This is a genomic window from Candidatus Dechloromonas phosphoritropha (assembly GCA_016722705.1).
In the GTDB taxonomy this organism is placed as follows: Bacteria; Pseudomonadota; Gammaproteobacteria; order Burkholderiales; family Rhodocyclaceae; genus Azonexus; species Azonexus phosphoritrophus.
Map to the genome: position 1 here is coordinate 535439 of JADKGN010000001.1, position 22101 is coordinate 557539.

Here is a 22101-nt window from a genome sequence, read left to right on the forward strand (position 1 = left end):
ACTCCTCAATAAACACGGCATAGACAGGAATTCAGCACGTAAGGGTCATTATTGTAGGACGCCGATCGCTTGTTGCAAAGTGCTCCATTGACGATACGAGCAGCATAATAAGCAGCGAGGCCATCCGTTTCATGTAATGCCTTCTCAGCGTGCCTTGTGCGAAGCGCAAATACTTTCAGCCAATGACACAAAAGCCGAAACTCAATCTGCAGTGCAGCTTTTGGGTTACGGCTTCCTTCTCTGGGCAGTCATCATTGCCCCTTCGGTACTTGACCCCGCTCCCCCTTGAGTCAAAAAACGCACATCGCCATGACGAACGAGCTTTGGCGAGGCGTAAGGTTTTTTCAGTTTTTGCTTTGGGAACGGAAAATCCGTCATACCGTTATGCCTTCCTGGACCTCCACTTCATACTAGTGGTTTCTGAGGTCCCCTTTGACCCCGATTGAGTCAGACTGCGTACATCACCGTGGCAAACGAGATTGGGTGGGGCGTAAGGCTTTTTAGCGTCCTTTTTCGGCAAGAACTTGTCGGTCATGAATATCACTCACTTTTTGACGGAAAAAACGCGGGATGCACATCGACCCAGCGTGCAAGAACTGCCATTGTAAACAATTGATACCCATTTTCATACTCCGCGCCCCGTTCATGCACTGCCCACGCCCGAATAAGGCGCTCTCGGTCAACCCACGTGTTCAACCTGCCCGCGAGATACTCGTGATTCCAAATCTCGGGCCGCGATTCAGCAGTTGCTGAAATCAGTTGTTCATAGGCCTTCCAGCCCGGATGACTGCCCACGTCGCAGCGCAGGCGAACAGTCTCCGGCAGCACGTCGGCGGTTGCTTCACGCATGAGATTCTTGTACCAGGGCACGCTTAGCTTTGCCGCGACCGGCATCTGGATGGCAAACTCGATCATCCGGCGATCGGAAAATGGACTGCGCGGCTCCACCCCGCTGGCGAAGGCGAGTTGTCCATACACTTCATGGGCAAAGGAAAGCAGCCCCGACGTAAAGCTCCGCGCATGAGTGGCCTGATCGTTGCCGGGCTTTATTGCCACCTCTCCCTGACACGCCTGGCGATGCTTCTCGGCGAGCCAGGGAATGACTTTATCGCGCTTCAACAGGGCGAGATCGTCGTGCAGCACCCGCCGCTTTTCGCGGAGTCGCCGATAGATAGTGCGCACGCCGGGCGGCGTGATGGCGGCGAGTGATCGAATCATTACCGTGCGGGTGCGGTTTTCGAAACCGTGCCTGCCGAAAGCAGTAAAAACATCCGGCAGGCGGCCCAGCATCTTTCCGCGCAGAATGGTATCGAGACTGCGGTCAACGCCGTAAAACAGTAAATCTCCGGCCATGCCGTCGAGCACCACGCGACAACCTTGGCTCTGCCCGGCTTCATAGACCATGGCATAGGTCAGCCCGTGCGATAGCGCGAAGGGTTCATCGATCCTAGCGATATTGTCCAGACTGGCCTTGCCGCCTTCTCCCGCGACTGCCGAAGTGAGAACGACCGGGTCGATCCAGCCATCCTTCATCATCTCCTGTATGTGCTGCCAGTCCTTGCAGTTTTCCCGGTCTTCGCGGATCAGTGAGATGGTTTTCAGCGGCTGTTGCAGGTCGCCGCGAAATTCCTTGCGGATCAGGCCGACGATGGAGGACGAATCGAGCCCGCCGCTAAGCATGGCGCCGACCGGGCCGTTACTGCGCAGGCGGCATTTCACGGCAACGCGCATTTGATCGAGAAAGGCTTCGGCACACTCTTCCAGCGAGGAGAACTTGTTGACCGGCAGATTGCCCGGCTCCCAATAGCGCCAGGTCTTCACCCCTTGCGCGGAAACCTCGATGGCGTGCCCCGCCGGCAGACGGACGATATCCTGATAGAAGGTTCCGATCTGGTCATCGCGGTCGTATGCCTCGACAAGGTAATCGAGTACGCGCGACTCGTTCAGACGGGCGGCGATCAGGCCGGTGGCCAGCAGGCCCTTGATCTCCGAGGCAAAGCCGAACCAGCCCCGGCCGGCGTGATAGTAGAAATGCCGGGTCCCCGCCGCATCGCGCGCGCCGAACAGGCTGCGCCGCCGCTCGTCCCAGATGAAGAAGGCGAATTCGCCGATGATGCGGTCGGGACATTGCGCCCCCCAAACCTCATAAGCGCGCAACACCAGTTCGGCATCGGTGCGGTCACGCAGGACAGCCCCGCGCCCGAGCAGCTCGTGCCGGAGATCATCGCCGTTGTCCACCCGCCCATCCATCACCAGCACGATACTTGTATCTTCGTTGGCGAGGGGCTGACATTCGTCCATAGACTCGAGCGTCGTACGAAACATGCACTGCCCTAAGGCAACCTGGCCTTTGTGCCAATGGTGAATGCCATCCGGCCCGCGCTGCACCATGGCAGTCGTCATCTTTTCGATCGAACCAGGTTCAATTGGCGCACCATCGAAGCGGATGATGCCGGCAATGCCGCTCATGGGAAGCGGCTCGAGGGGCAAACAGGTTCAGTCACGTTATCGGGTCGCAATTCTTTTCACCAGTTCCAAATACTGTTCCAGCACGCTGTCCGTAGTCAGTAAATAAGCCGGGAGGGATTGCGCTTGAGCGACGAACAGCCGGTCAAACGGGTCGCGGTGATGCCAAGACATTTGCGCAATGGCATAACTGTGACTTGCTGCAACGGGCAATTCGGTAAAGCCGGTTTGTAACGCCAGTTGGTGGATGTCCTCAGGGAGAAAGTTGAAATAATCGCGCCCCAGAGAGGGCTCGATTGCAATTTCCCACAGGCTGGCGGCGCTGAAATAGACGATGGTTCGCGGGTCTTGCAGCAGAGATTGAGTCTCCGGCGGCAACACCTCGGGCTTGATGAGCGCTGCCAGCAATACCTTGGTATCGAGCAGCCATTTTTGCCTGGGCATATTCAGGCGTCTCCTTCAAACATGCGCTGAATGGCTTCATTGTGCAGGCTGGAAAAGTTTTCCGGCAGGTTGAATTTACCCTTTCCCAGACCCAGTGTGCACGGCTTGATCTCGGTTTCGGCTAACGCAACCAGGCGTGCAACGGGTTCCCCGGAACGGGCGATAACGATTTCTTCGCCAGCCGCGGCTTGATCGACAAAACGCGAAAGATGGGTTTTTGCTTCGTGAATGTTGACGGTTTGCATCGACTTCTCCAGCTAACTCGAACATAGGCTTAGTCCAGTCCAGTCCTGTATGCAAGGTCTAAAAGGTCGGGCCGGCGCACTGAAGGAAGTACCCATGGGGAAGGAAAGCTGATATTGAAAAATGACCGTGCTCCCGCTCATGAGAACTGACTCGTCGAAACGGGTTTATCGAAGGTGGCATACCGTATGGCAATGTCAGGCACGTCGTTGATTGGCTGGCCCGCGATCTCCACCCAGGCGTGCGCGGCGAACTCACCGTTCTCGCAGCGAACGCCGATGCGCAGATCGCTGGTCGTGCCGTAAAAACGCAGTAGCCAGCGCAGCAACAGCGAACGCGTCAGGCAACTGGTCGCCCCTAAAACACGGTTCGCCGCACGGTTAACCGCTAGCCCCAGCGCGGCAGCCTCCGCTTGGCTCAACGGCGGGCGCCGGGCAAGTGGGAAGTGATCGAGCCAAGCCTGGAAACGCTGCAAGCCGGCCAGGCGCAGGCCCAACCAGAAGAGCGGCAGCAACACCAGCGAAGCCAGCAGCACCCATTGCTCGCGTCCGGAGAGCGCACGGTAGGTGGAGAAATAATGGGTAAAGGTGGGCATCGCGATCATGGCATCGTGAATCCGACTCCGATGTTACCACCACGCCGCTTAAGGAGAAGCTGATTTATTCCAGAATTGTCATTCCGGCGAATACCCGAACCCAGAAAAATCAACGACCTGGACCCCGGCCTTCGCCGGGGTGACGAACAAATCAGCGTTTCCTTAATGGCTGTCGCTGTGCGCTTGGTGGGTTATCTCACCACCACGATAACAACGCGTGAGCAAGATGGATGTCAGCGCGTGCCAGGCATCCACCAGACGGCAGTGAAGAAGCAGCGTGACAACTAGCTTGACAAACAACGGCGTTGGCATCGTTCAATCCCCAGACGCCTCCATGACGGCAAAGATATGCTAAAAGAATGTCGATCATGGCGGCCCGTGTGCATCCGGGACGCAGAATATCCCCGTGCAGGTCGATATCGAGCCCGTTCCGGATCAGGCAGGCTTCATGGCTGGCGACTTCGGGATTGACGACGAGCTTGAATCCAGGCGTTTCCTTGGCGTCGACCGCAGCAAGCCGCGGTTCCGGGGCGATGGGGATGTCGATGTCCGAGGCGGCTCTCAATGCAGGGTCGGCATAGACGGGTTCTCTGACATAGGCACCCTTGATGACCGCGTAGCGGATGCCTTTTGCCTCGATCGGCGCTGCCACCAGCGCCAGGCGATGGCGATGGAACGGTCGTCGCTACTCATTGCGTTGCAAGATGCGTCCCTCTCGCAATCGGCTGCGTGTCGTCGGCGATCCCTCCAGCCACCATGCGTACGATTCGATCCGCCAGCGCCAGGCTGGCCGGACGATGCGTGATGAGGATCACCGTCCTCTTGCTCAGCGCGTGATGACAGTCTTCGATGAATGATCTTTCGCCCTGCGGGTCGAACATTGCCGTGGCTTCATCGAGTATGAGTATTGGCGCATCCTTGAGCAGGGCACGCGCCAGAGCAATGCGCTGACGCTGACCGCCCGACAGCTTGACGCCCTGATCGCCAATCATCGTGTCATACCCCTGCGGCAGGCGGCTAATGAAATCGTGCGCCTGGGCCGTTCTGGCAGCCCTCTCAATCGCTGCATGGTCGGCATCGAAGCGGCCATAGCCAATGTTGTCGCGCACGCTCCCGTTGAACAGCAGCACATGCTGCGGAACAATGCCGATCTGGCTGCGCAGGCTACGCAGGCTGACGCCCGCAATGTCGATGCCGTCGATCAATATCTGCCCGCCATCCGGCTCGTGAAGTCGCATCAGCAGATGGACGATCGTGCTTTTCCCGGCACCGTTTTCGCCGGTAAGGGCCACCGTTTCTCCGGCACGAATGTGCAGGTCGATGGCTTGCAGCGCCGGAGCGCGTCCGGGGTAGGCGAAGGTAACATCACGAAACTCGATTTCGCCGAGCACCGCCGGTAGTACCCGGTCACCGTGAAATATCGGCTCGGGAGATTCGTTGAGGACGCTCTGCAGTCGTTTCAGGGTCCCGCGCGCCTGTTGCGTCTGGCCGTAAATGCTGGCCAGCGCACTGACCGGGCGCGTCAGGAGCGCGGCGTAGAGCAGGAAGCTGACCAGTTCCGCCGGCGTCATGCTGCCGTCACCAACCCGCTCGCTCGCCAGCCAAAGGATGAGCAACACCGCGGAAGCGGCAACGAACTGTATGGAAGGCTCGAGCGCGGCGTGGATTTTATGCTCGGTCATGCTGAGGTGAAAGATACGCAGAATCTGCTTGCGATAGCGTTGTGATTCCTCTGGCTCGCGCGTAAAGGTCTTGATCGCCGGCAACATGCCGAGATTTTCCTCGGCGATGCCAACGGCGGCGGCATGTTCCGCCTGCAACTGGCTGGCAAGCGGACGCAACCGGCGCCCGATGATCTTGAGCAGCAGATAGAACAAGGGAATCAGTACGGCGATCATGACGCCAAGCAGCAGATCGGTACGGAACAGGACGAATACCGCACCGGCCACTGTCAGCAACTGCGGAATCATCTGCAACAATGTGCCGGTGATGAAACCGGACAGTTGGGCAGCCTCGAAAGTAAGCATGGCCAGAATGTCGCCCTGGCGCCGTTGATGATAGAAAGCGAGCGGCAAGGCCTGCAGGTGATCATAAATACGAACACGCAAATCCGCCAGAATCCGTTCGCTGGTGCTGCCCAACAGATAAGCGTTGGCAAACTTGAGTAGCGCCTGCACGGCAAAGAGCGCGAGCAGGATCAGTAATATTGGACCGACGTTGGCTTGGCTGCCCGCCAGCAAATCGCCAGCGAAACGACCTCCCAGCCAGGGTATGGCCAGCACCGTCGCGGTTTCGATCAGCATCAGGATGCCGGCAAGGGCGAGACTGACTCGATATGGCGCGGCGTAACCCAGGAGCAAGCGTAAATTCATGGCTTCGGAGGGTATCTGAAAAACAGCGACGAAAAAATGGTCCTGAAACCACATCCGCACGGTTGAGGAATTGCCCGGCTATGCCGATATGTCAACGACCATGATATCCATGCACGTGCCCAACCGGGGCAGGCGTGGGCTGGTCTTGCCTGTCGACCGCATGCAGTCGTCGTTACGCAGCGTTTCAACCATTGTTCACGATGCGGCGCGCTGGGGCGCGGTAAGCAGGTTTGTCGCGGTCGTCCGTGAAAAAGGGACAAAATTGGTGGCGTGGTTGTGCTGCCGCTTTCACAATGGCGGCATGGTCGTATAACCGGATTTGCGCAGCCTTTCGTCTGCCTTGAATACACGCCAGAGAATGCCCGATGAAACCGAGTGAAATCGTTGCCCAGTTGAACCGCTTCGTGATCGGCCAGAACGACGCGAAGCGGATTCTCGCCGTCGCCGTCTATGCGCATTTCCGCAAGGTGGCGATGAGCGATGTCGATCGACTGGAGATGCTGAAGAGCAACATCCTGCTGATCGGCCCGACCGGCACTGGCAAGACGCTGCTCTGCGAAACGCTGGCGCGGGTGCTCGAATTGCCTTTCGTTACCGCCGACGCGACGTCGCTGGCGCAGACCGAATATGTGAATGAGGAGCTCGATGCCATCCTGCAGCGTCTGCTCGAACGCGCCGGCGGTGATCCCGAACGGGCCGGGCGCGGCATCGTCTTCATCGACGAGGTGGACAAGCTGAAGGCGATCAGCGGCCAGGCGCGCGCCGCTTCGGGCGAGAACGTCCAGCACGCGCTGCTCAAGATCATGGAAGGTTCCCTAATACGCCTCAAGAGCGGCCAGACGATCGATACCAAGCAGATCCTGTTCATCTGCGGCGGCGCCTTCGTCGGGCTGGAAAGCATTCTCGCCGAGACGCAGGCTTTCGGTTTCATCGCCACGGCGGCGAGCGACGACCAGAAGATGCTCGACCGCCTCAACGCCCGCGTCAAGCCGACCGATCTCTTTCGCTTCGGCCTGATCCCGGAGTTCGCCGGCCGCCTGCCGATCATCGCCCGGCTCAAGGAGTTGTCGAAGGACATGATGGTGCGCATCATGATCGAGCCGCAGCATTCGATCTACCGCCAGTTCCGCGCCATCCTGCAGAACGAGGGCGTCGAGCTGGTGATCGAGCCGGCGGTGTTCGGGCAGATCGCCGACCTCGCGCTCGAATTCAAGGTCGGCGCGCGCAGCCTGCGCGGCCTGTTCGAGGAAATGATCACGCCGGTGCTCTACGTAGTGCCGGATCGACCCGAGGTGAAAAAGGTGGTGATCCGCTCGCTGTTCGAGGAAGCGGTCTTTTCCTGAAGCGCCGCCTTCAGCGCATCCTGCGCTGGCGCCAGGAGCGGATCAGCCAGAAGCGCCAGGCGGTCTTGGTCAGTACATAGCCGAGAACGGCGAGCAGCGACGCCAGCAGCACGAGGCCAATGCCGAGCGGTTTGCCGACACCGAGCATCCAGGTTTGCATGGCCTGGGTCCATTCGACGAATCGCGTCATCTCAAAGGTTGGCGGTTCAATGAAACCGTTGCTCTCGCCGATGGCGAAGCGGCCGATTTCGTAAGCCAGCATGTATAGCGGCACGATGGTGAAGGGATTGGTGTACAAGGTGACGAGCATGGCCAACGGCAGGTTGACGCGAAAGACCAGCGCGCAGATCGCCGCCCCGAGCATCTGCAGCGGCCCCGGGATCAGGCCGCAGAACATGCCCGCCGCCACCGCACCGGCCGCCGAATGGCGGTTGAGGCGCCACAGCCGCGGGTGCAGCAGCGAATTGCGGAACGGCCGCAACCAGCGATTATCGGAAACCGCATCGTGGTTGGGCAGGTATTTTTTCAGGTGCTTGCGCATGATGTGACCACTATTATTGCAGGATGCGCCTCAATGTTCTCGCCTTCGCCGCCGGCATCATCGCCCTGCAGATGCAGCCAGAACTGCCGCCGGTGTGGCTTTGGGCGCTGGGCGGGCTGCTGCTGGCGCTGCCGGCGCTGCGCTGGCGCAACGCGTTGGCAGCTCGCGGGCTGCTGCTGGTGGCCTGTTTCGCCCTCGGTTTTGCGTGGGCCGGGTGGCGTGCCGAGCTGCGGCTGGCTGAGGAACTGCCAGGCGCATGGGAAGGGCGCGATGTCGAGATTATCGGCGTCGTCGCGAGTTTGCCGCAGGATTTCAGTCAGGGCAGCCGCTTCGAATTTGACGTGGAAAGGTGGTTGACCGCGCCCGACAGGATGTACCCTTGGGGTACGGAAGCCGTCGTTCCCCAGCGGATCATGCTGTCGTGGTATCAGGGGCGACGCGACGGCGAAGCCTTCGAACGCCCGCCGCTACGCCCCGGCGAACGCTGGCAACTGACGGTGCGCCTCAAGCGGCCGCACGGCAACGCCAATCCTAACGGCTTCGACTATGAAGCTTGGCTGCTCGAACGCGACATTCGGGCCACCGGCTACGTGCGCCAGAACCCGGCGCAGCGCCTGGACGAGATGGTCTGGCGGCCATCCTATATCGTCGAACGCCTGCGCCATCAGGTGCGCGCCTCGTTTGCGGCGATGCTGCCGGCCGATCGCTACCCGTGGGCCGGTATCCTGGTGGCGCTGGTGGTTGGCGATCAGAAGGCGATCCAGGGCGACCTGTGGACGACCTTCAATCGCACCGGAACGACGCATCTGATGTCGATATCTGGGCTTCATGTGACGATGGTCGCCGCCTTGTTCGGGCTGCTGATTGGCGCGCTGTGGCGGCGCGTGCCGGCGTTCGCCCTGCGTCTGCCGGCGCAGCGGGCAGCGGTGCTGGCCGGTTGTCTGGCGGCTTTCTTCTACGTTCTACTCGCCGGTTTCGCGGTGCCGGCGCAGCGCACGCTATACATGCTGCTGGTTGCCGCGCTGGCGCAGAGTTCGGGGCGCATCGTCGCGCCCAGCCGCACACTCGCCCTGGCGCTGCTGGTGGTCCTGCTGATCGACCCGTGGGCGGTGCTGGCAGCCGGATTCTGGCTGTCGTTCGGCGCGGTCGGCGCACTGCTTTATGTCGGCGCGGCGGTGGTCGGCGAAGCTGGGAGGGGTGGCAATGGCGGCGGCTGGCACGAAAAACTCCGCGCCTGGGGCGTCGTCCAATGGACGGCAACGCTCGCTTCGCTGCCGGTGCTGCTGCTCGTCTTCCAGCAATTTTCGCTGGTTTCGCCGCTGGCCAACGCGCTGGCGATTCCGGTGGTCAGCTTCATCGTCACGCCGCTGGCGCTACTCGCCGCCGTCATTCCGTGGTGGCCGATCGCCGCGCTGGCGCATACGGTGCTCGGCTGGTTGATGGTTTTCCTCGAATGGTGCGCAGCTTGGCCAGTCTGGCTGGCGCCGGCACCGCCGCTGTGGGCGGCAATCATCGCCGGATTGGGTGTGGCGATCTGCCTGCTGCCGCGCGGCATGCCGGGGCGTCTGCTCGGCGTGGCACTGCTGCTGCCGGCCATTTTCTGGCCAGTCGAGCGGCCACCCGAAGGCGAAGCCTGGGTAACGGTGCTCGATGTCGGGCAGGGCCTGGCGGCCGTGGTGCGGACCCGTGATCACACGCTGCTCTATGATCCGGGGCCGCTCTACAGCGCCGAATCGGATGCTGGGCAACGTGTGGTCGTGCCCTACCTGCGGGCGCTCGGCATCAACAAGGTGGACGTCCTGATGGTGACGCATCGCGACAGCGACCATGCCGGTGGCACGGGATCGGTCAAGGCGGCACTGGCGGTCGGCAAGGTGGTTTCGTCGCTCACCGAGATCGATGGCGAATTGTGCAGCAATGGCCAGCACTGGGACTGGAACGGCGTGCAATTGACCGTGCTGCACCCGGAAATGGACGATTATGTTGAGAAGCGCAAGAGCAACAACCTGTCGTGCGTGCTGCGCATCGACGCTGGCGGCAAGCGCATGCTGCTGACTTCCGACATCGAGGCGCGCGACGAGGTTGCCCTGCTGCAGCGCGATCCGGTGGCGCTGAAGGCCGACGTGCTGCTGATGCCGCACCACGGCAGCCGCACCTCGTCGACGCCGGCCTTCATCGCCGCTGTCGGCGCGCCGGAAGTGGTGATTCCGGTAGGCTACCGCAACCGCTTTCGTCACCCCAAGGCTGACGTGGTCGAACGTTACGCAGTAACCGGCGCGAATCTGTGGCGTACAGACCGCGACGGGGCGCTGCGGGTTTCATTGAGCGAAGGCGGCGCCACACTCGGCGCGTGGCGCACCGAACATCGCCGCTACTGGCATGGTCGGTGATACATTTCTGGTACGGGAGGCTATATGCAATTCAGAAAACAATGTGTGCATTGCGTAAGTGATCGCATATGACACTCCGCCATTTTCTGGCAATACTGCTCTGCTGCACGATGGGCTTCTCCAGTCTGGCCGCGCCTGTCGAAAACAGGTTTTTCACCAATCGTGATGGTCTGCGCCTGCATTACCTCGAAGCCGGCCACGGCCAGAACGCCATTGTTCTCATCCCGGGTTGGTTGATGCCGGCAGCGGTGTTCCGTCTTCAGCTCGAAGCGCTGGGCGAGCACTTCCGCGTACTGGCTTTCGATCCGCGCTCGCAGGGGCAATCGGAAATCTCGAGCGAACCCCACGATCCGGCGCGGCGCATGGCCGACATCGAGGATTTCCTGCACGCTGCCGGTGTCGGTGACTACGTTCTCGCCGGCTGGTCGCTCGGCGTGCTGGAATCGCTGGATTTTATCGAACGCAAACCACAACCGGGTCTGCGTGGCCTGATCCTGATCGACAATTCAATCGGTGAGGGCACGGCGCCCAAGCCAGCCACACGCAGATCGAAACGTAGCAGCGCCAACCCCAGGGAACGCGAGCAATACCTGCGCGATTTCTGCCGCGGCATTTTCCAGACACCACCGCCTCACGACATTGGCGAGGCCGTGCTGCAGTCAGCGCTGCGGGTGCCTGCAAGCGCGGCCAATCAGATGATCGCCCAGCCCTATCCGCGCACCTACTGGCGGGAGATTGTGGCAAGGCAGCAAATACCGGTGCTCTATGCCATTCGCCCGCGCTTGCGCGAACAGGGGGATGCGCTGCTCGCGCGCAAGGGCGCGCAACTGGCGCAGGTGGAAGTCTTCGAGGATGCGGGCCACGCGCTCTTCGTTGACGCGGCGCCGCGCTTCAATGCGCTGACCGTCGACTTTGCCCGCCGTGCCTTTATTTTTCCAGCGGACGCCGCACGACCTGCAGCGAACGGGCATCAGCCTTCTTCAGGTAACTGAAGGCGAACGGCAGTTCGCGCGGCGAACTTTCGGCCCGGTAGGCCGCTGCCAGCGCGGGCTGTGAGGTCGTCGTGAAAAGCCGGTGGGCCTGGCTGAACTTGCCATATAGACGCACCGGCCCAATCTTGCTCAGATCCTTGTAATCGAGTCCGGTTTCGTCCTGCACGACGATTGGGGCGCCGGCTACCAGCGCGTCGCGCAGGACGGTAAAATTGGGTTGCTGCAGCAAGTGCGAAGCAGCCTTGAGCAGGGTCGGTTGTGTCGCCATGCCCATGATCCACGCCAATTTCGGTTCCGCTGCTTTCAAGGCGCTATCCGAAAGATCCAGACTCACATAGTCCAGCGTTACCCTGCGCCCCTCCTTGCTCAGGGACAGGCGCACCGAGCCCGACCTGGTCTCGCCACTCGCGGCTTCCCATTCGCCCTTGACGGCATTGAAACTGAGTGGTGTTACGCCGGTGACCTCATAACCCAGCCGTGTGGCAAAAGCCATCAGGATGGTTGTCGTACCGATGCCGTTGGTACCGTCACGCTGATCGTCGTCGAGATCGAGAGTCCGGAAATAGCCGAGCTTGCCAAATTTCTCCCAGGCACTGCCGAGCTTCTTCTCCAAGGTCGCACGCTGCGCGGCGTTCATGTTTTCGAGTTGCGCCGGCTGCCGTGCTCTCTGGATCGCCACCAGCACGTAACGTTCGGCTTTCGGATAGACGCGCTCGAGAGTTACGAAATCCGGGCCGGAAAAAGGGTAAAACACAGTACCGCGGCCCCAATAGGCCACTTCACGCTTACTCCAGGCCGCCAACGGCTGGCCGACCTGTTTGTCGTAGTTCGCCCAGGCCTGGTCGGCCCGTCGCTGGAAAGCCTTGTGTTCGGCATCCGTGGCCGGTGCATCGAGCCCGGTAAAAAAGAGCGCCGCCTGCTGGGGAGTCATTTCCACGGCGGCAGCAGGGACCACAACGGAAGCCAGTGACAGCGCGCAAATCACTACATTGCGAGTCAGGTTGTGCAACACGTTGCGTTTTCCGAAAAAATGAATTCAGGGGAAGCGACGCATGCCGACGCGCGCCACGAAGAACAGTCCGACCAGCGCCAGCGCGATGCCGACCTCCTGCGGACTCTGCACCGCGCCCAGGACCAGGACCACTGTCGACACCCCGACGAACAGCGGGGCAAAGACATAGCGCACCAGCATCAGCGGCCGGCCCTCGAGATCGCAGCTACGACGGTACAAACCCAGAACGCAGAGGATCGGGAAAAGGCCCAGCAGGAAACCCATGACGGTAAGTATCTGCACGAACGAGCCAGTCAGCACCATGGCGATGGACAGTCCCGCCTGCAGCCAGACCAGACGCGGCGTCACTACCGCCGCCGTCCCCTCTTCGTCGCCGGCCTTGCCGAACCAGCCGAGCATGGTAGCGAGCACGCGCGGCCCGAGAAAAGCCGATACTCCGAGGGACGACAGCAGGGCAAAGGCCACCAGCCCGGAGAACACCGCCGAAGCCTGGGCGCCAAAGAGATGCTTGACCAGCACCGCGATGACCGGGCCGACGCCATCGAGTTCCCGGGCCGACAGGTGTGTCAGCAGCACCGCATTGATCGCCACGTACAGCAGCATGATGATGGTCGTACCCACCATCATGGCGCGGCGCACGTTGCGCGCCGGGTCGTGGATCTCGCCGGCGACATAGATCGCCGCGTTCCAGCCGCTGTACGCAAACATGACCAGCATCATGGCGAGACCCCAGGGGGCGCCAAACTCTGTCGCCTGACTAACCTGCACGGATTCGGCGGGCTGGTTCGCGACGGTCGGCGCCACAAGGAAGATGCCGTAAAGGGTCAACCCCGCCAGCAGGGAAAACTTGACGGCGGCCAGGAGGGTCTGGACGCGCAAGGCCGTCGGCCCGAGCAGGCCATGCAGCCCGGTCACCAGCAGCAAGGCCATGCATGCCACAAGGTCCGGACGCAGGCTCACGCCCGGCAAGGCCTCGCCAAGATAGGCCGCCAAGGCCAGCGAAGAAGCCGCATTCCCCGCCGCAAAGGCAACCACGAAAGAGGTCCAGCCAGCGACCTCGCCCAGGGTCGGTGAGAAAAGTTCGCGCAGGATTGTGGCTTCGCCGCCATTGCGTGGCATGCTGCGCGCCAGTTCGCCATAGCACCAGGCGCCGATCCAGGCGAGGATGCCGCCGGCCACCCAGACCCCGAGCACCGCCCACGGCGCCTTGAGCAGCGACAACATGATCCCGGTGGTGGTCAGAATACCCGTGCCAAGCATGCTGGCGACGATCAGGAAGGTAGCGGAAAAGGTATTCAGTTGTTTGCGCATCAACGGTGACCCTTGCCTGACACGTCGCACATTCCCATGCCAGCCCCAAAGCAAAAAATCGGTGCGCAACATTAGCATGTGGAAACACCGGGATCGCCGGGCCAGCGGCGATTCAGGCGGTTTTTCTCCGCCTGTTGTGGTGTTTTGACACATACATGCCCGGCCGGGCGAAAAACTGCTGTTTCCGCGCGGCAAAATGACATGGGAAAGCGGCATCCGCACACTGCCACTAGCGGCACAACCGGTGATACATTCGGGGTTCAGGAGGGAAGACATGCAATTCAGACAACACAGCGTTCAATGCGTCAGCCCATCGGGGCTGCACCAAATGGCCTATGTCGAATGGGGTGCCCGCGACAATCCGCGGGTTCTTGTCTGCGTCCATGGACTGACGCGCAACGGGCGGGATTTCGACGCGCTGGCACAGGCGTTGGCGGCGGATTACCGGGTGATCTGTCCCGATGTGGTGGGGCGCGGCCGGAGCAGCAGGCTGCGCGACCCTTCCGGGTACGGCATTGCGCAGTACGTCGGCGACATGGTGACGCTGATCGCCCGACTCGACGTCGACAGCGTGCATTGGGTCGGCACCTCGATGGGCGGGATGATCGGCATGGCGCTGGCCAGCCTGGACGACACGCCGGTCCGTGGGCTGCTGCTCAACGATGTTGGCCCGGTCATCACCAGCGAATCGCTGCAGCGCATCGCCACCTATGTCGGCACCGATCCGACCTGGGAGAACCGGGACGAGGCGATGGCCTACATCAAGATCATCAGCGCGCCGTTCGGCCAGCTCGACGAGGCGCAGTGGCGGCATCTGACCGAATACAGCGTCGGGCAGCGTCCCGACGGGCGCTGGGGATTCGTTTACGATCCGCTGATCGCCGCGCCGTTCAAGGCCGCCTTTTCCGGTGAGCCGATCGACCTCTGGCCAATCTACGATCGGATTCGTTGTCCGACGCTTGTCGTGCGCGGCGCCGAATCCGACCTGCTGACGGGTGAGATCTGGCAACAGATGGGCGAGCGCGGTCCACGGGCAAAACTGGCCGAAATACCCGGCGTCGGCCACGCGCCGATGTTCCTGAGCGATGACCAGATCGCGATTGCGCGGGACTTCCTGGCACCGTGAAGCATCTCGTCATTACCGGCATGCGCCTTGAATACGTCGATCATCCGGCGCGTACGGTGGGCTTGCCGACCATCCTGATGCTGCATGAGGGGCTTGGCTGCGTCGCCATGTGGCGGCACTTTCCGCAGCAGGTCGCGATGATCACCGGCTGTCGCGTGATTGCCTGGTCGCGTGCCGGCTACGGCCACTCGCAGCCTTACGCGGAAGCACGCACGGCGCGCTACATGCACCGCGAGGCGCTGGAGCAACTGCCGGCGTTGCTCGCCGAACTGCAGGTCACACGCCCGCTGCTGTTCGGCCACAGCGATGGTGCCAGCATCGCGCTGATCTTCGCCGGCGCCTTCCCGGACGTGCCGCTGGGTGTGATCGCCATGGCCCCGCACGAATTCGTCGAGGACAAGACACTGACCGGCATTACAGCCGCCAAAGCGGCGTGGACCACAACGGATCTGCCACACAAGCTGGCCCGCCATCACGCCGACGCGCCGCGCGTCTTCGCCAAGTGGAACGATTGCTGGCTGGCGCCGGATTTCGCCGCATGGAACATCGAGGAATACCTGCCGGTGATCCGCTGCCCGGTGCTGGCGATCCAGGGCGAGGATGACGAGTACGCGACAATGCGCCAGATCGACGTCATCGCCGAACAGGTGCCCGATACCATGCTGCTGAAGCTCTCCGAGTGCGGCCATTCGCCACATCGCGATCAGCCGGAGGTGGTGCTGTGGGCGGTTGATACCTTTGTCAAACGGATGACGGGCCGAACAGCAGGCCAGCCGGAGGGCTGAGGGAATTCCTGAACGCTGCTTGGCGAAGGGAATGGCGGGCGACTGCCGATAGTTCAATTTTGGTCGGTACTGGATATGGACACCGTAAAGAGGGAAGAATAACCGCGCCACGCAAATCGATCCGGTGCGTGCTGCCGGATCGTATGGACCAGACCTGTTCCGCCCATTCGAGTAGTCGGTGAAATTTTGATTGCATTGCAATCATAATTTCGATAAGCTGCTATCAATGATTACGACCAAGGAGATTAAAGTGGCTACCAATCTTGTAGTTCGCAATGTCGACGAAGATGTTGCCCTGGCTCTGAAGCAAATGGCAGCAGCTCACGGAAGAAGCGCAGAGGCGGAACACCGTGAGATTCTGAGAACCGTTCTCCAGCGACCAAAACGGCGTTCTGTAGCCGAGGTTCTGGCGAGCATGCCGAACGTCGGTGAAGACGCAGACTTCAATTTCCGCAATGGCTAGGAGTCCGTATGTACTTGGTCGACACCAATGTCATCAGCGAGGCGCGAAAGGGAAAGAAGGCAAATCCTGGTGTCCAGAAATTCTTTCAAACAACCGACGCCAATAGTCTTTATCTCTCAGCACAAACAATCGGGGAAATTCGGCGCGGACTAGAGAATATCCAGCGTCGCGGCGATCTGCCTCAAGCCAAAAAACTCGAGAAATGGCTCGTACTGGTCGTGGCTGACTACGCCGACAGGATATTGAGTTTCGATGAGGCATGTGCCCAAGTGTGGGGACGATTGATGTCGCCACACCATGAACATCTGATTGACAAGCAGATTGCCGCGATTGCATTGATTAACAATGTAATTGTGGCAACCCGCAACGTTGATGATTTTCGAGGCATAGGGGTGGAGATTATGAATCCCTTTGTCTAATTCTAAGTAGCGTTCAAGTTGAGACTAACAATCCATGGCCATGCGGTCAGGCTGCGCAGCCCTGAGGTATTTGCTGCCAGACGGGGAAGGCCTGCTTCCAACTGGCGGATGACACTACCGAGGTCGGCAAACACACGATTGGGAAACTCCTTCTCCCGCACCTCATCCCAGACGTGCTCCTGCGGGTTGAGTTCGGGCGCGTAAGGTGGCAGGCGCAGCAGACGAATGTTCTCTGGCACTTGCAGATCCTTCGATACGTGTGAGCTGGCGCCGTCGACGACCATCAGCATGAACTCCTTTTCATGCGCGGTACTGACTCGGGCCAGGAACGCCGTCATCTGTTCGGTGTTCATCTGCCGACAGGTCATCCAATCCAACTCGCCTTCGATGGGGCTGACGGCGCCATAAACGTAGATGAACTCCCGCTCGTAGCCGTTGCAGACCATTGGCCGTGCTGGGTTGGGTGCCCAGCAGCGACGAATTCGCACCATGCGCCCAAAGCGCGCTTCGTCCTGAAACATCAGGCGCACCCGGCGACCCCAAACCTCTTCCTGTTTCAAGAGGGCTGCCAGTGTTTCAGGAAGTTTTTTTCCACGCTTCCTGGATCGGCGGATCACTCTTCGGATGCCGGATGCCGGATGCCGGATGCCGGGTGTCGGGTGCGACCTTGCGCCAGCCGTGCCGCGCCAACAGGCGATACACGACAGAGGCGGCCACAGGACGTCCCAGCTTTTGCGCTAACGCGGCACGCAGTGGCGAAACGACCAGGATTCCCCCTTCATTGGAGGCCTGCACCCAAGGGGCCAGGAAACGATCGGCAGCGCAACTTTTTTTCTGTAAAAGTTCTCAGGCGATTCCATCGGGATGGGCTCAGTCTTTGAGGTTGAGATAGATTTTCCCGGTCATCCACTCCTCATCGCATTCGGCGAGCAGTGCAGAGACGAGGTGTAGGCAGGATGCAGTGTTGGGGAAGATGGAAGCCACCCGGGTACGGCGTTTGATCTCGCGGTTAATGCGTTCGAGGCCGTTGGTCGTGCGCAACCGGACGCGTTGGGCCACTGGCCAATTAAAGACAGCGAAGCCCTCTGGCAGATTTTCCTCGCCCCACTGGGCAAGTTTGGACGCCTCGGTCCGCCAGCCCTCGATCGCCTGACGCAAGAGGCGCTCCGCTTCGCTTTTATCCGGCGCATTGAAGATCGCCCGAATCCGCTGCGCCACCGGTTTGCGCTGATCGAGACGCGTGACATACGACTGTGCGTTCTGTTGCAGGTGGAACTGACAGCGTTGCCAAGGCACGCTGGGCAAGGTCGCGCGGCGAGCCGCATTGAGTTCGGCATGTGCATCGGCGACGATCATCTTGACGCCCTTGAGTCCCCGCCGCACCAGGCTGTCGAGGAAGGCCCGCCAATGCACCTCCGCCTCGGACAAGGCGACCGAGACGCCCAGCACCCGGCGATGACCGCTGTGCGTGATGCCCACCGCCACCAGCACGGCACAATCGACTAGTTGGCCACCCTCGCGCACCCGCTCATCCCCCAAGAGGACTTCCTTCGGGGCGTACCGCGCATCGAGAAAGACATAAGGCGTTTCATCGAGCGGTCGCTCACGCCAGACGGCCAAACCCGCATCCAGTTGTTCGGCAGCGCGACTCACCTGCGTCGACGAAATCGACACCGCTGGCCCAAGCAAGGCTTGCAGGACGGTGATCACCTTGCGTGTGGAAACCCCCTGTACATACATTTCGGCCAAGGCGATATTGAGCGCCTGCTCGGTACGCGACCCTTTCTCCAAGGCGCTGGGATAGAAGCCACCGCCGCGCACCTGAGGGACGTCAAAGGTCAGTTCGCCGACGCGGGTCATCATCGTTTTGGGCTTGAAGCCGTTGGCGTAATCAGTGCGCTCGACGGTACGTTCATGGGGTTGGGCATTGAGAAAAAGGTTGCGCTCGATCCGGCTGGCCTCGTTGACTAGGATACGCAGGGCTTCGCCGGCGCCATCCAGACCGTTGTTTAGCAGCGCCGCAAAAGCGGCATCCAGAGGGTGATGTTCTACGCGTTGTGCCATGCTGTCGATTCTTTCGTGGGAATGGGTAAGAATGCCCCGAAGAAATCGCCTGCGGGAGTAGCCTGTCAATGTTTCGCCGCGCGGCTGTGCCGTCCTCCGCGCTTCGGGCGCTACGCGCCCTCATCGCTCCGGCCAGCACAGCCACGCAAAACCAACAGGCAAAGAATTTACAGAACGGATGTTGCACTAACAAACGATCCTCCTCTTCCAGTGGCAGCGAAGCTCGCCGGCGACCACCCCAATTCGGTCGGATTGCGTCCGGTTTGGCCAACAGCCGGCGCAGGCGCGCTTGTAGCCTGGGCACGGTGGCTCGGCCTATGCCCAGTACCGCTGCGCTCTGCTCCAGCGTCGCTCCCAATAGCGCCGGTAGCAGCACCGCCTGCGCACTAAAGTGGATCCCTGAGTCAAGACAATAATGGCCTTGGTTTAATTCTATTTCCACACCAATTAAGCAATAATAAGTGCATCTCAATGAGATCTGAGGTGTGGCATGGGAAGGCCGTTCAAGGGAGAGGGGTCGGTAGCGGAGGCGCTGAAGATTGTCAAAGAAGCCAAGAGTGTGGAACAACTGCGCCAGGCCCAAGCGGTTGTTCTGCCGTTGTGCTACGGGTTGAATCTTGAGCAGACCGCCGCGGTGATCGGCGTTTCGCTCAGTTGGGCCTCACGATTACGCAACGCGTTTCTGGCTGGACATCGGGTAGGCGGTGAATCGGAACCTGCACGAGGCGGACGCCACCGGGAGAATTTCACCCGAGCGCAAGAAGCCGAACTGTTGAAACCCTTTTTCGACCAAGCGGCCAAGGGCGGTATATTGGTCGTCAGTCAGATCAAGCCGGCCCTGGAGAAAGCGCTGGGACGCCCGATGGCGCTGTCCTCCGCCTACAACGTGCTGCATCGCAACGGTTGGCGCAAGCTGGCGCCAGACAAGCGACATCCGCAAAGTGATCCGACCGCGCAGGAGGCGTGGAAAAAAAACTCCCCGACACCCTTGCCGAACTCCGGAGAGATTTCGCTCAAGGAACCCCGATCCATCTGATGTTTCAGGACGAAGCGCGCTTCGGGCGCATCAACGATGTGCGTCGTGCCTGGGCGCCCCAACCCATTCGACCGTTGTGCCGGGCCATGCTCACCCACCAATACACCTACGCCTACGCGGCCGTCGATGTGGATACGGGCGAGCTTGACTCGCTGATCTTGCCGCACGTCAATACGCCATGCATGCAGCTATTCCTCGACGAAGTGGCGGCACGCCATCCGATGGATCGGATCGTCATGGTCCTTGACGGTGCGGGCTGGCATGCCAGCCAAGCACTCAGAACACCCGAAAACATACACCTGCTACCGTTGCCTCCCTATGCCCCTGAACTCAACCCGGTCGAGCATCTCTGGGATGAACTGCGCGAGAAGTTCTTCCACAACCTGGCCTTCGATAGCATCGATGCACTTGAAGATCAACTCGAATCGAGCCTCAAAACCCTTGAATCAGAGCACCAGCGTGTCCGCTCAATCGTACACTGGCCGTGGATAGTTAATGCATTAACGAATTAGAAACGGAATTAGCTGTACATTCGACTTCGCATGAAGCTGGACGGCGCTGCCCCGTTTTTGACTTTGGTGTTGCTTCTGATCTTGTTTCTGCGATGGAGGAATCCCCTGTGGAGCGTAGCGGAACAGGGGTGCCCTCCACCGCGCGCGGAAACTTATCGACGATCATGGCACCACCACCGATCGCGGTTTGATACACGACGTCGGGCGTTTTGTTACCCAGAGACTGGTGCGGACGCTCGCCGTTGTCCCCCAAGGGGACTTCCTTCGGGGCGTAGAAGGCAAAGTATTCGGTCAGGCCGACCAGCAACTCGCCCGTCGAGGCATAGCCCTTCAGGTACCCCCTACGTCAGAATAGTTGTCGCCTCGATAGAATCTCCCCCTGGGGCGGCGACAAAGGATGGAAATGGCAAGGTATTCAGAGAAGTTCAAAGGTAGAGCGGTAGCACGATTGTTGGCGCCGGAAAATGCAGCAATAGATGTGGTGGCCCGTGAAGTAGGCATTGGTTCGGGAACCCTTGAGCGTTGGCGAGATGACGCGCAGTCCATGCCCGCCCGAGGGCGGGCATGGACTGTGGCGGCGCGCCTGGAGGCGGTGATCGTCACTGCGGCGCTGGACGAAACCAGCAAAAGCGCGTGGTGTCGAGAGCACGGCGTTTATCCGGACGAGCTGATCAAATGGTGGGCCAGCGCCACGACAGCGTTGGCCGAACCGGAAGAAGTCAGAGCCAGCCCGCAAGCAACCCGACAAGACCGCAAACGCATCAAGGAACTCGAACGCGAATTGCTACGCAAGGACCGGGCACTCGCTGAAACCGCTGCCCTGCTGGTTCTCTCAAAAAAGTCGCGGCGATCTTCAACAAAGGCGATGCCGAATGATCGGCCTTGAAGATCGCCAAGCCTTGGCCCAAGACATCCATACCGCCCATGTCGCCGGTGCTCGGCTCAGGCTTGCCTGCGAGGTAGCCGGCATCGAGTTGCGCACCTTGCAACGCTGGAAAGCCATTGAGGGCGGCATCTGCGCAGATCGCCGGCCCTTGTCCATGCGCCCGACGCCCAGGCACGCGCTCAGTGAGGCCGAACGCACGCAGGTGCTTGCCGTGGCCAACGAGCCACGCTTTGCGGCCGTGCCGCCAGCGCGCATGGTGCCGATGCTGGCTGATGAAGGGATTTACCTGGCCAGCGAATCCACCTTCAGCCGAGTGCTGCGTGAGCACGGTCAAACCACCCTCCGAGGACGGGCCAAGGCGCCCAGGCAACAGCGAGTGCCGACCGCGCACATTGCCACCACGCCGCGCCAGGTGTGGTGCTGGGACATGACTTATCTGCCAGGCAAGGTTAAGGGGCACTGGTTTCACCTTTATCTCATCCTCGACCTGTATAGCCGCAAGATTGTCGGCTGGGAGGTGCACGGCAGCGATCACGCCGACCATGCCGCGCATCTGGTGCGCCGTACGGCGCTCGCCGAGGGGATTGCCGCACTCGCGACCAAGCCTGTTCTGCACGGCGACAACGGCTCGACGCTCAAGGCCACGACGGTGCTGGCGATGCTCAACTGGCTGGGAGTCAGGCCCTCGTATTCTCGACCCCGAGTCAGTGATGACAATGCTTACGCGGAATCGTTGTTTCGGACGGCCAAATACCGCCCTGAGTTTCCTGCTAACGGCTTTGCCGAGCTCAACGACGCCAGGACCTGGGCAGTCAGCTTCGTGCACTGGTACAACGTCGAGCATCGGCACAGTGGCATTCGTTATGTCAGCCCAGCCCAGCGCCATGCCGGCGAGGATCTCGCCATTCTCGCGGCCCGACATGCCGTCTATACCTCAGCGCGTGATCTCAACCCGGCGCGCTGGACTGGTCAGACACGAAATTGGACGCCGGTCGGTGTAGTGACCCTCAATCCAGATCGCGATTGCATCGCCAACGCGCATCTGGAAGACAAGCTTATTCCGCCATTGGCTGCATGACCGAGGCGACAACTATCTTGACG

23 protein-coding genes and 1 pseudogene are annotated in these 22101 nt (G+C 60.7%); 10 read left to right on the forward strand and 14 right to left on the reverse strand.

What is annotated here, in order from left to right; genetic code table 11:
- Positions 1-225 precede the first annotated feature (225 nt).
- From IPP03_02680 to IPP03_02710, 7 genes are all read right to left on the reverse strand, one after another.
- Positions 226-378 (reverse strand): lasso RiPP family leader peptide-containing protein, encoded by a 153-nt coding sequence (locus IPP03_02680; protein ID MBL0351638.1) that lies wholly within the window; start codon positions 376-378, stop codon positions 226-228.
- A 162-nt stretch (positions 379-540) separates the two neighbouring features.
- Positions 541-2469: a hypothetical protein gene (locus tag IPP03_02685; GenBank protein ID MBL0351639.1), complete on the reverse strand. Its 1929-nt coding sequence runs from the start codon at positions 2467-2469 to the stop codon at positions 541-543.
- 36 nt (positions 2470-2505) lie between these two features.
- Entirely contained in the window at positions 2506-2910 is a 405-nt protein-coding gene (locus tag IPP03_02690; GenBank protein ID MBL0351640.1) for a type II toxin-antitoxin system VapC family toxin, read from the reverse strand.
- A gap of 2 nt (positions 2911-2912) precedes the next feature.
- Positions 2913-3155: a type II toxin-antitoxin system Phd/YefM family antitoxin gene (locus tag IPP03_02695; protein ID MBL0351641.1), complete on the reverse strand. Its 243-nt coding sequence runs from the start codon at positions 3153-3155 to the stop codon at positions 2913-2915.
- 137 nt (positions 3156-3292) lie between these two features.
- Positions 3293-3757: a lasso peptide biosynthesis B2 protein gene (locus IPP03_02700; GenBank protein ID MBL0351642.1), complete on the reverse strand. Its 465-nt coding sequence runs from the start codon at positions 3755-3757 to the stop codon at positions 3293-3295.
- A gap of 187 nt (positions 3758-3944) precedes the next feature.
- Positions 3945-4400 carry a nucleotidyltransferase family protein gene (locus IPP03_02705; GenBank protein MBL0351643.1) on the reverse strand — a complete coding sequence of 152 codons (456 nt, stop codon included), beginning with the start codon at positions 4398-4400 and terminating at the stop codon, positions 3945-3947.
- A 37-nt stretch (positions 4401-4437) separates the two neighbouring features.
- Positions 4438-6120 (reverse strand): ABC transporter ATP-binding protein, encoded by a 1683-nt coding sequence (locus tag IPP03_02710; GenBank protein MBL0351644.1) that lies wholly within the window; start codon positions 6118-6120, stop codon positions 4438-4440.
- 365 nt (positions 6121-6485) lie between these two features.
- On the opposite strand from IPP03_02710, the gene IPP03_02715 reads away from it, so the two are divergent.
- The gene (locus tag IPP03_02715) at positions 6486-7463 is read left to right on the forward strand and encodes an AAA family ATPase (protein ID MBL0351645.1); all 978 of its coding nucleotides are present in this window, start codon (positions 6486-6488) and stop codon (positions 7461-7463) included.
- Between the two features lie 10 nt (positions 7464-7473).
- Here IPP03_02715 and IPP03_02720 read toward each other — a convergent pair whose 3' ends face one another.
- Positions 7474-8004 carry a DUF2062 domain-containing protein gene (locus IPP03_02720; protein ID MBL0351646.1) on the reverse strand — a complete coding sequence of 177 codons (531 nt, stop codon included), beginning with the start codon at positions 8002-8004 and terminating at the stop codon, positions 7474-7476.
- 23 nt (positions 8005-8027) lie between these two features.
- Here IPP03_02720 and IPP03_02725 point away from each other — a divergent pair, with 23 nt between their 5' ends.
- Both IPP03_02725 and IPP03_02730 read left to right on the forward strand, forming a co-directional pair.
- Entirely contained in the window at positions 8028-10394 is a 2367-nt protein-coding gene (locus IPP03_02725) for a DNA internalization-related competence protein ComEC/Rec2 (protein ID MBL0351647.1), read from the forward strand.
- A 68-nt stretch (positions 10395-10462) separates the two neighbouring features.
- Positions 10463-11386 (forward strand): alpha/beta hydrolase, encoded by a 924-nt coding sequence (locus tag IPP03_02730; protein ID MBL0351648.1) that lies wholly within the window; start codon positions 10463-10465, stop codon positions 11384-11386.
- On the opposite strand, the gene IPP03_02735 is transcribed toward IPP03_02730, so the two are convergent.
- Positions 11322-12317 carry a hypothetical protein gene (locus IPP03_02735; GenBank protein ID MBL0351649.1) on the reverse strand — a complete coding sequence of 332 codons (996 nt, stop codon included), beginning with the start codon at positions 12315-12317 and terminating at the stop codon, positions 11322-11324. The genes IPP03_02730 and IPP03_02735 overlap by 65 nt on opposite strands.
- A gap of 105 nt (positions 12318-12422) precedes the next feature.
- Entirely contained in the window at positions 12423-13709 is a 1287-nt protein-coding gene (locus IPP03_02740) for an amino acid permease (GenBank protein MBL0351650.1), read from the reverse strand.
- A 274-nt stretch (positions 13710-13983) separates the two neighbouring features.
- On the opposite strand from IPP03_02740, the gene IPP03_02745 reads away from it, so the two are divergent.
- The 4 genes from IPP03_02745 (at position 13984) to IPP03_02760 (ending at position 16502) form a co-directional block, all read left to right on the forward strand.
- Positions 13984-14835, forward strand: a complete 852-nt coding sequence (locus tag IPP03_02745) for an alpha/beta hydrolase (GenBank protein MBL0351651.1) — start codon at positions 13984-13986, stop codon at positions 14833-14835.
- Entirely contained in the window at positions 14832-15620 is a 789-nt protein-coding gene (locus IPP03_02750) for an alpha/beta hydrolase (protein ID MBL0351652.1), read from the forward strand. Before IPP03_02745 ends, IPP03_02750 begins: the two co-directional genes overlap by 4 nt.
- Positions 15621-15846: 226 nt before the next feature.
- Positions 15847-16083: a DNA-binding protein gene (locus IPP03_02755; GenBank protein MBL0351653.1), complete on the forward strand. Its 237-nt coding sequence runs from the start codon at positions 15847-15849 to the stop codon at positions 16081-16083.
- Between the two features lie 8 nt (positions 16084-16091).
- Complete coding sequence (locus IPP03_02760; GenBank protein ID MBL0351654.1) at positions 16092-16502, forward strand: type II toxin-antitoxin system VapC family toxin; 411 nt, start codon at positions 16092-16094, stop codon at positions 16500-16502.
- A gap of 2 nt (positions 16503-16504) precedes the next feature.
- Here IPP03_02760 and IPP03_02765 read toward each other — a convergent pair whose 3' ends face one another.
- From IPP03_02765 to IPP03_02775, 3 genes are all read right to left on the reverse strand, one after another.
- Positions 16505-17074, reverse strand: coding sequence for an IS630 family transposase (locus tag IPP03_02765; GenBank protein ID MBL0351655.1), 570 nt, complete (start codon positions 17072-17074; stop codon positions 16505-16507).
- A gap of 4 nt (positions 17075-17078) precedes the next feature.
- Positions 17079-17309 (reverse strand): winged helix-turn-helix domain-containing protein, encoded by a 231-nt coding sequence (locus IPP03_02770; GenBank protein MBL0351656.1) that lies wholly within the window; start codon positions 17307-17309, stop codon positions 17079-17081.
- Between the two features lie 63 nt (positions 17310-17372).
- Complete coding sequence (locus IPP03_02775) at positions 17373-18566, reverse strand: IS256 family transposase (GenBank protein MBL0351657.1); 1194 nt, start codon at positions 18564-18566, stop codon at positions 17373-17375.
- A gap of 490 nt (positions 18567-19056) precedes the next feature.
- Between IPP03_02775 and IPP03_02780 the strand changes: the two genes are divergently transcribed.
- The gene (locus IPP03_02780) at positions 19057-19602 is read left to right on the forward strand and encodes a winged helix-turn-helix domain-containing protein (GenBank protein ID MBL0351658.1); all 546 of its coding nucleotides are present in this window, start codon (positions 19057-19059) and stop codon (positions 19600-19602) included.
- A pseudogene (locus IPP03_02785) lies at positions 19530-19871 on the forward strand (transposase). The gene IPP03_02780 and the pseudogene IPP03_02785 overlap by 73 nt, the downstream one beginning before the upstream one ends.
- Before the next feature lie 223 nt (positions 19872-20094).
- Here IPP03_02785 and IPP03_02790 read toward each other — a convergent pair.
- The gene (locus tag IPP03_02790; GenBank protein ID MBL0351659.1) at positions 20095-20421 is read right to left on the reverse strand and encodes a hypothetical protein; all 327 of its coding nucleotides are present in this window, start codon (positions 20419-20421) and stop codon (positions 20095-20097) included.
- Positions 20422-20517: 96 nt separating this feature from the next.
- On the opposite strand from IPP03_02790, the gene IPP03_02795 reads away from it, so the two are divergent.
- Positions 20518-22078 (forward strand): IS3 family transposase gene (locus IPP03_02795; GenBank protein ID MBL0351660.1). Its coding sequence is split into 2 segments (ribosomal slippage): positions 20518-20957 and positions 20956-22078, totalling 1563 coding nucleotides; the frame shifts between segments, so codons are not numbered across the junction.
- Positions 22079-22101: the final 23 nt, after the last annotated feature.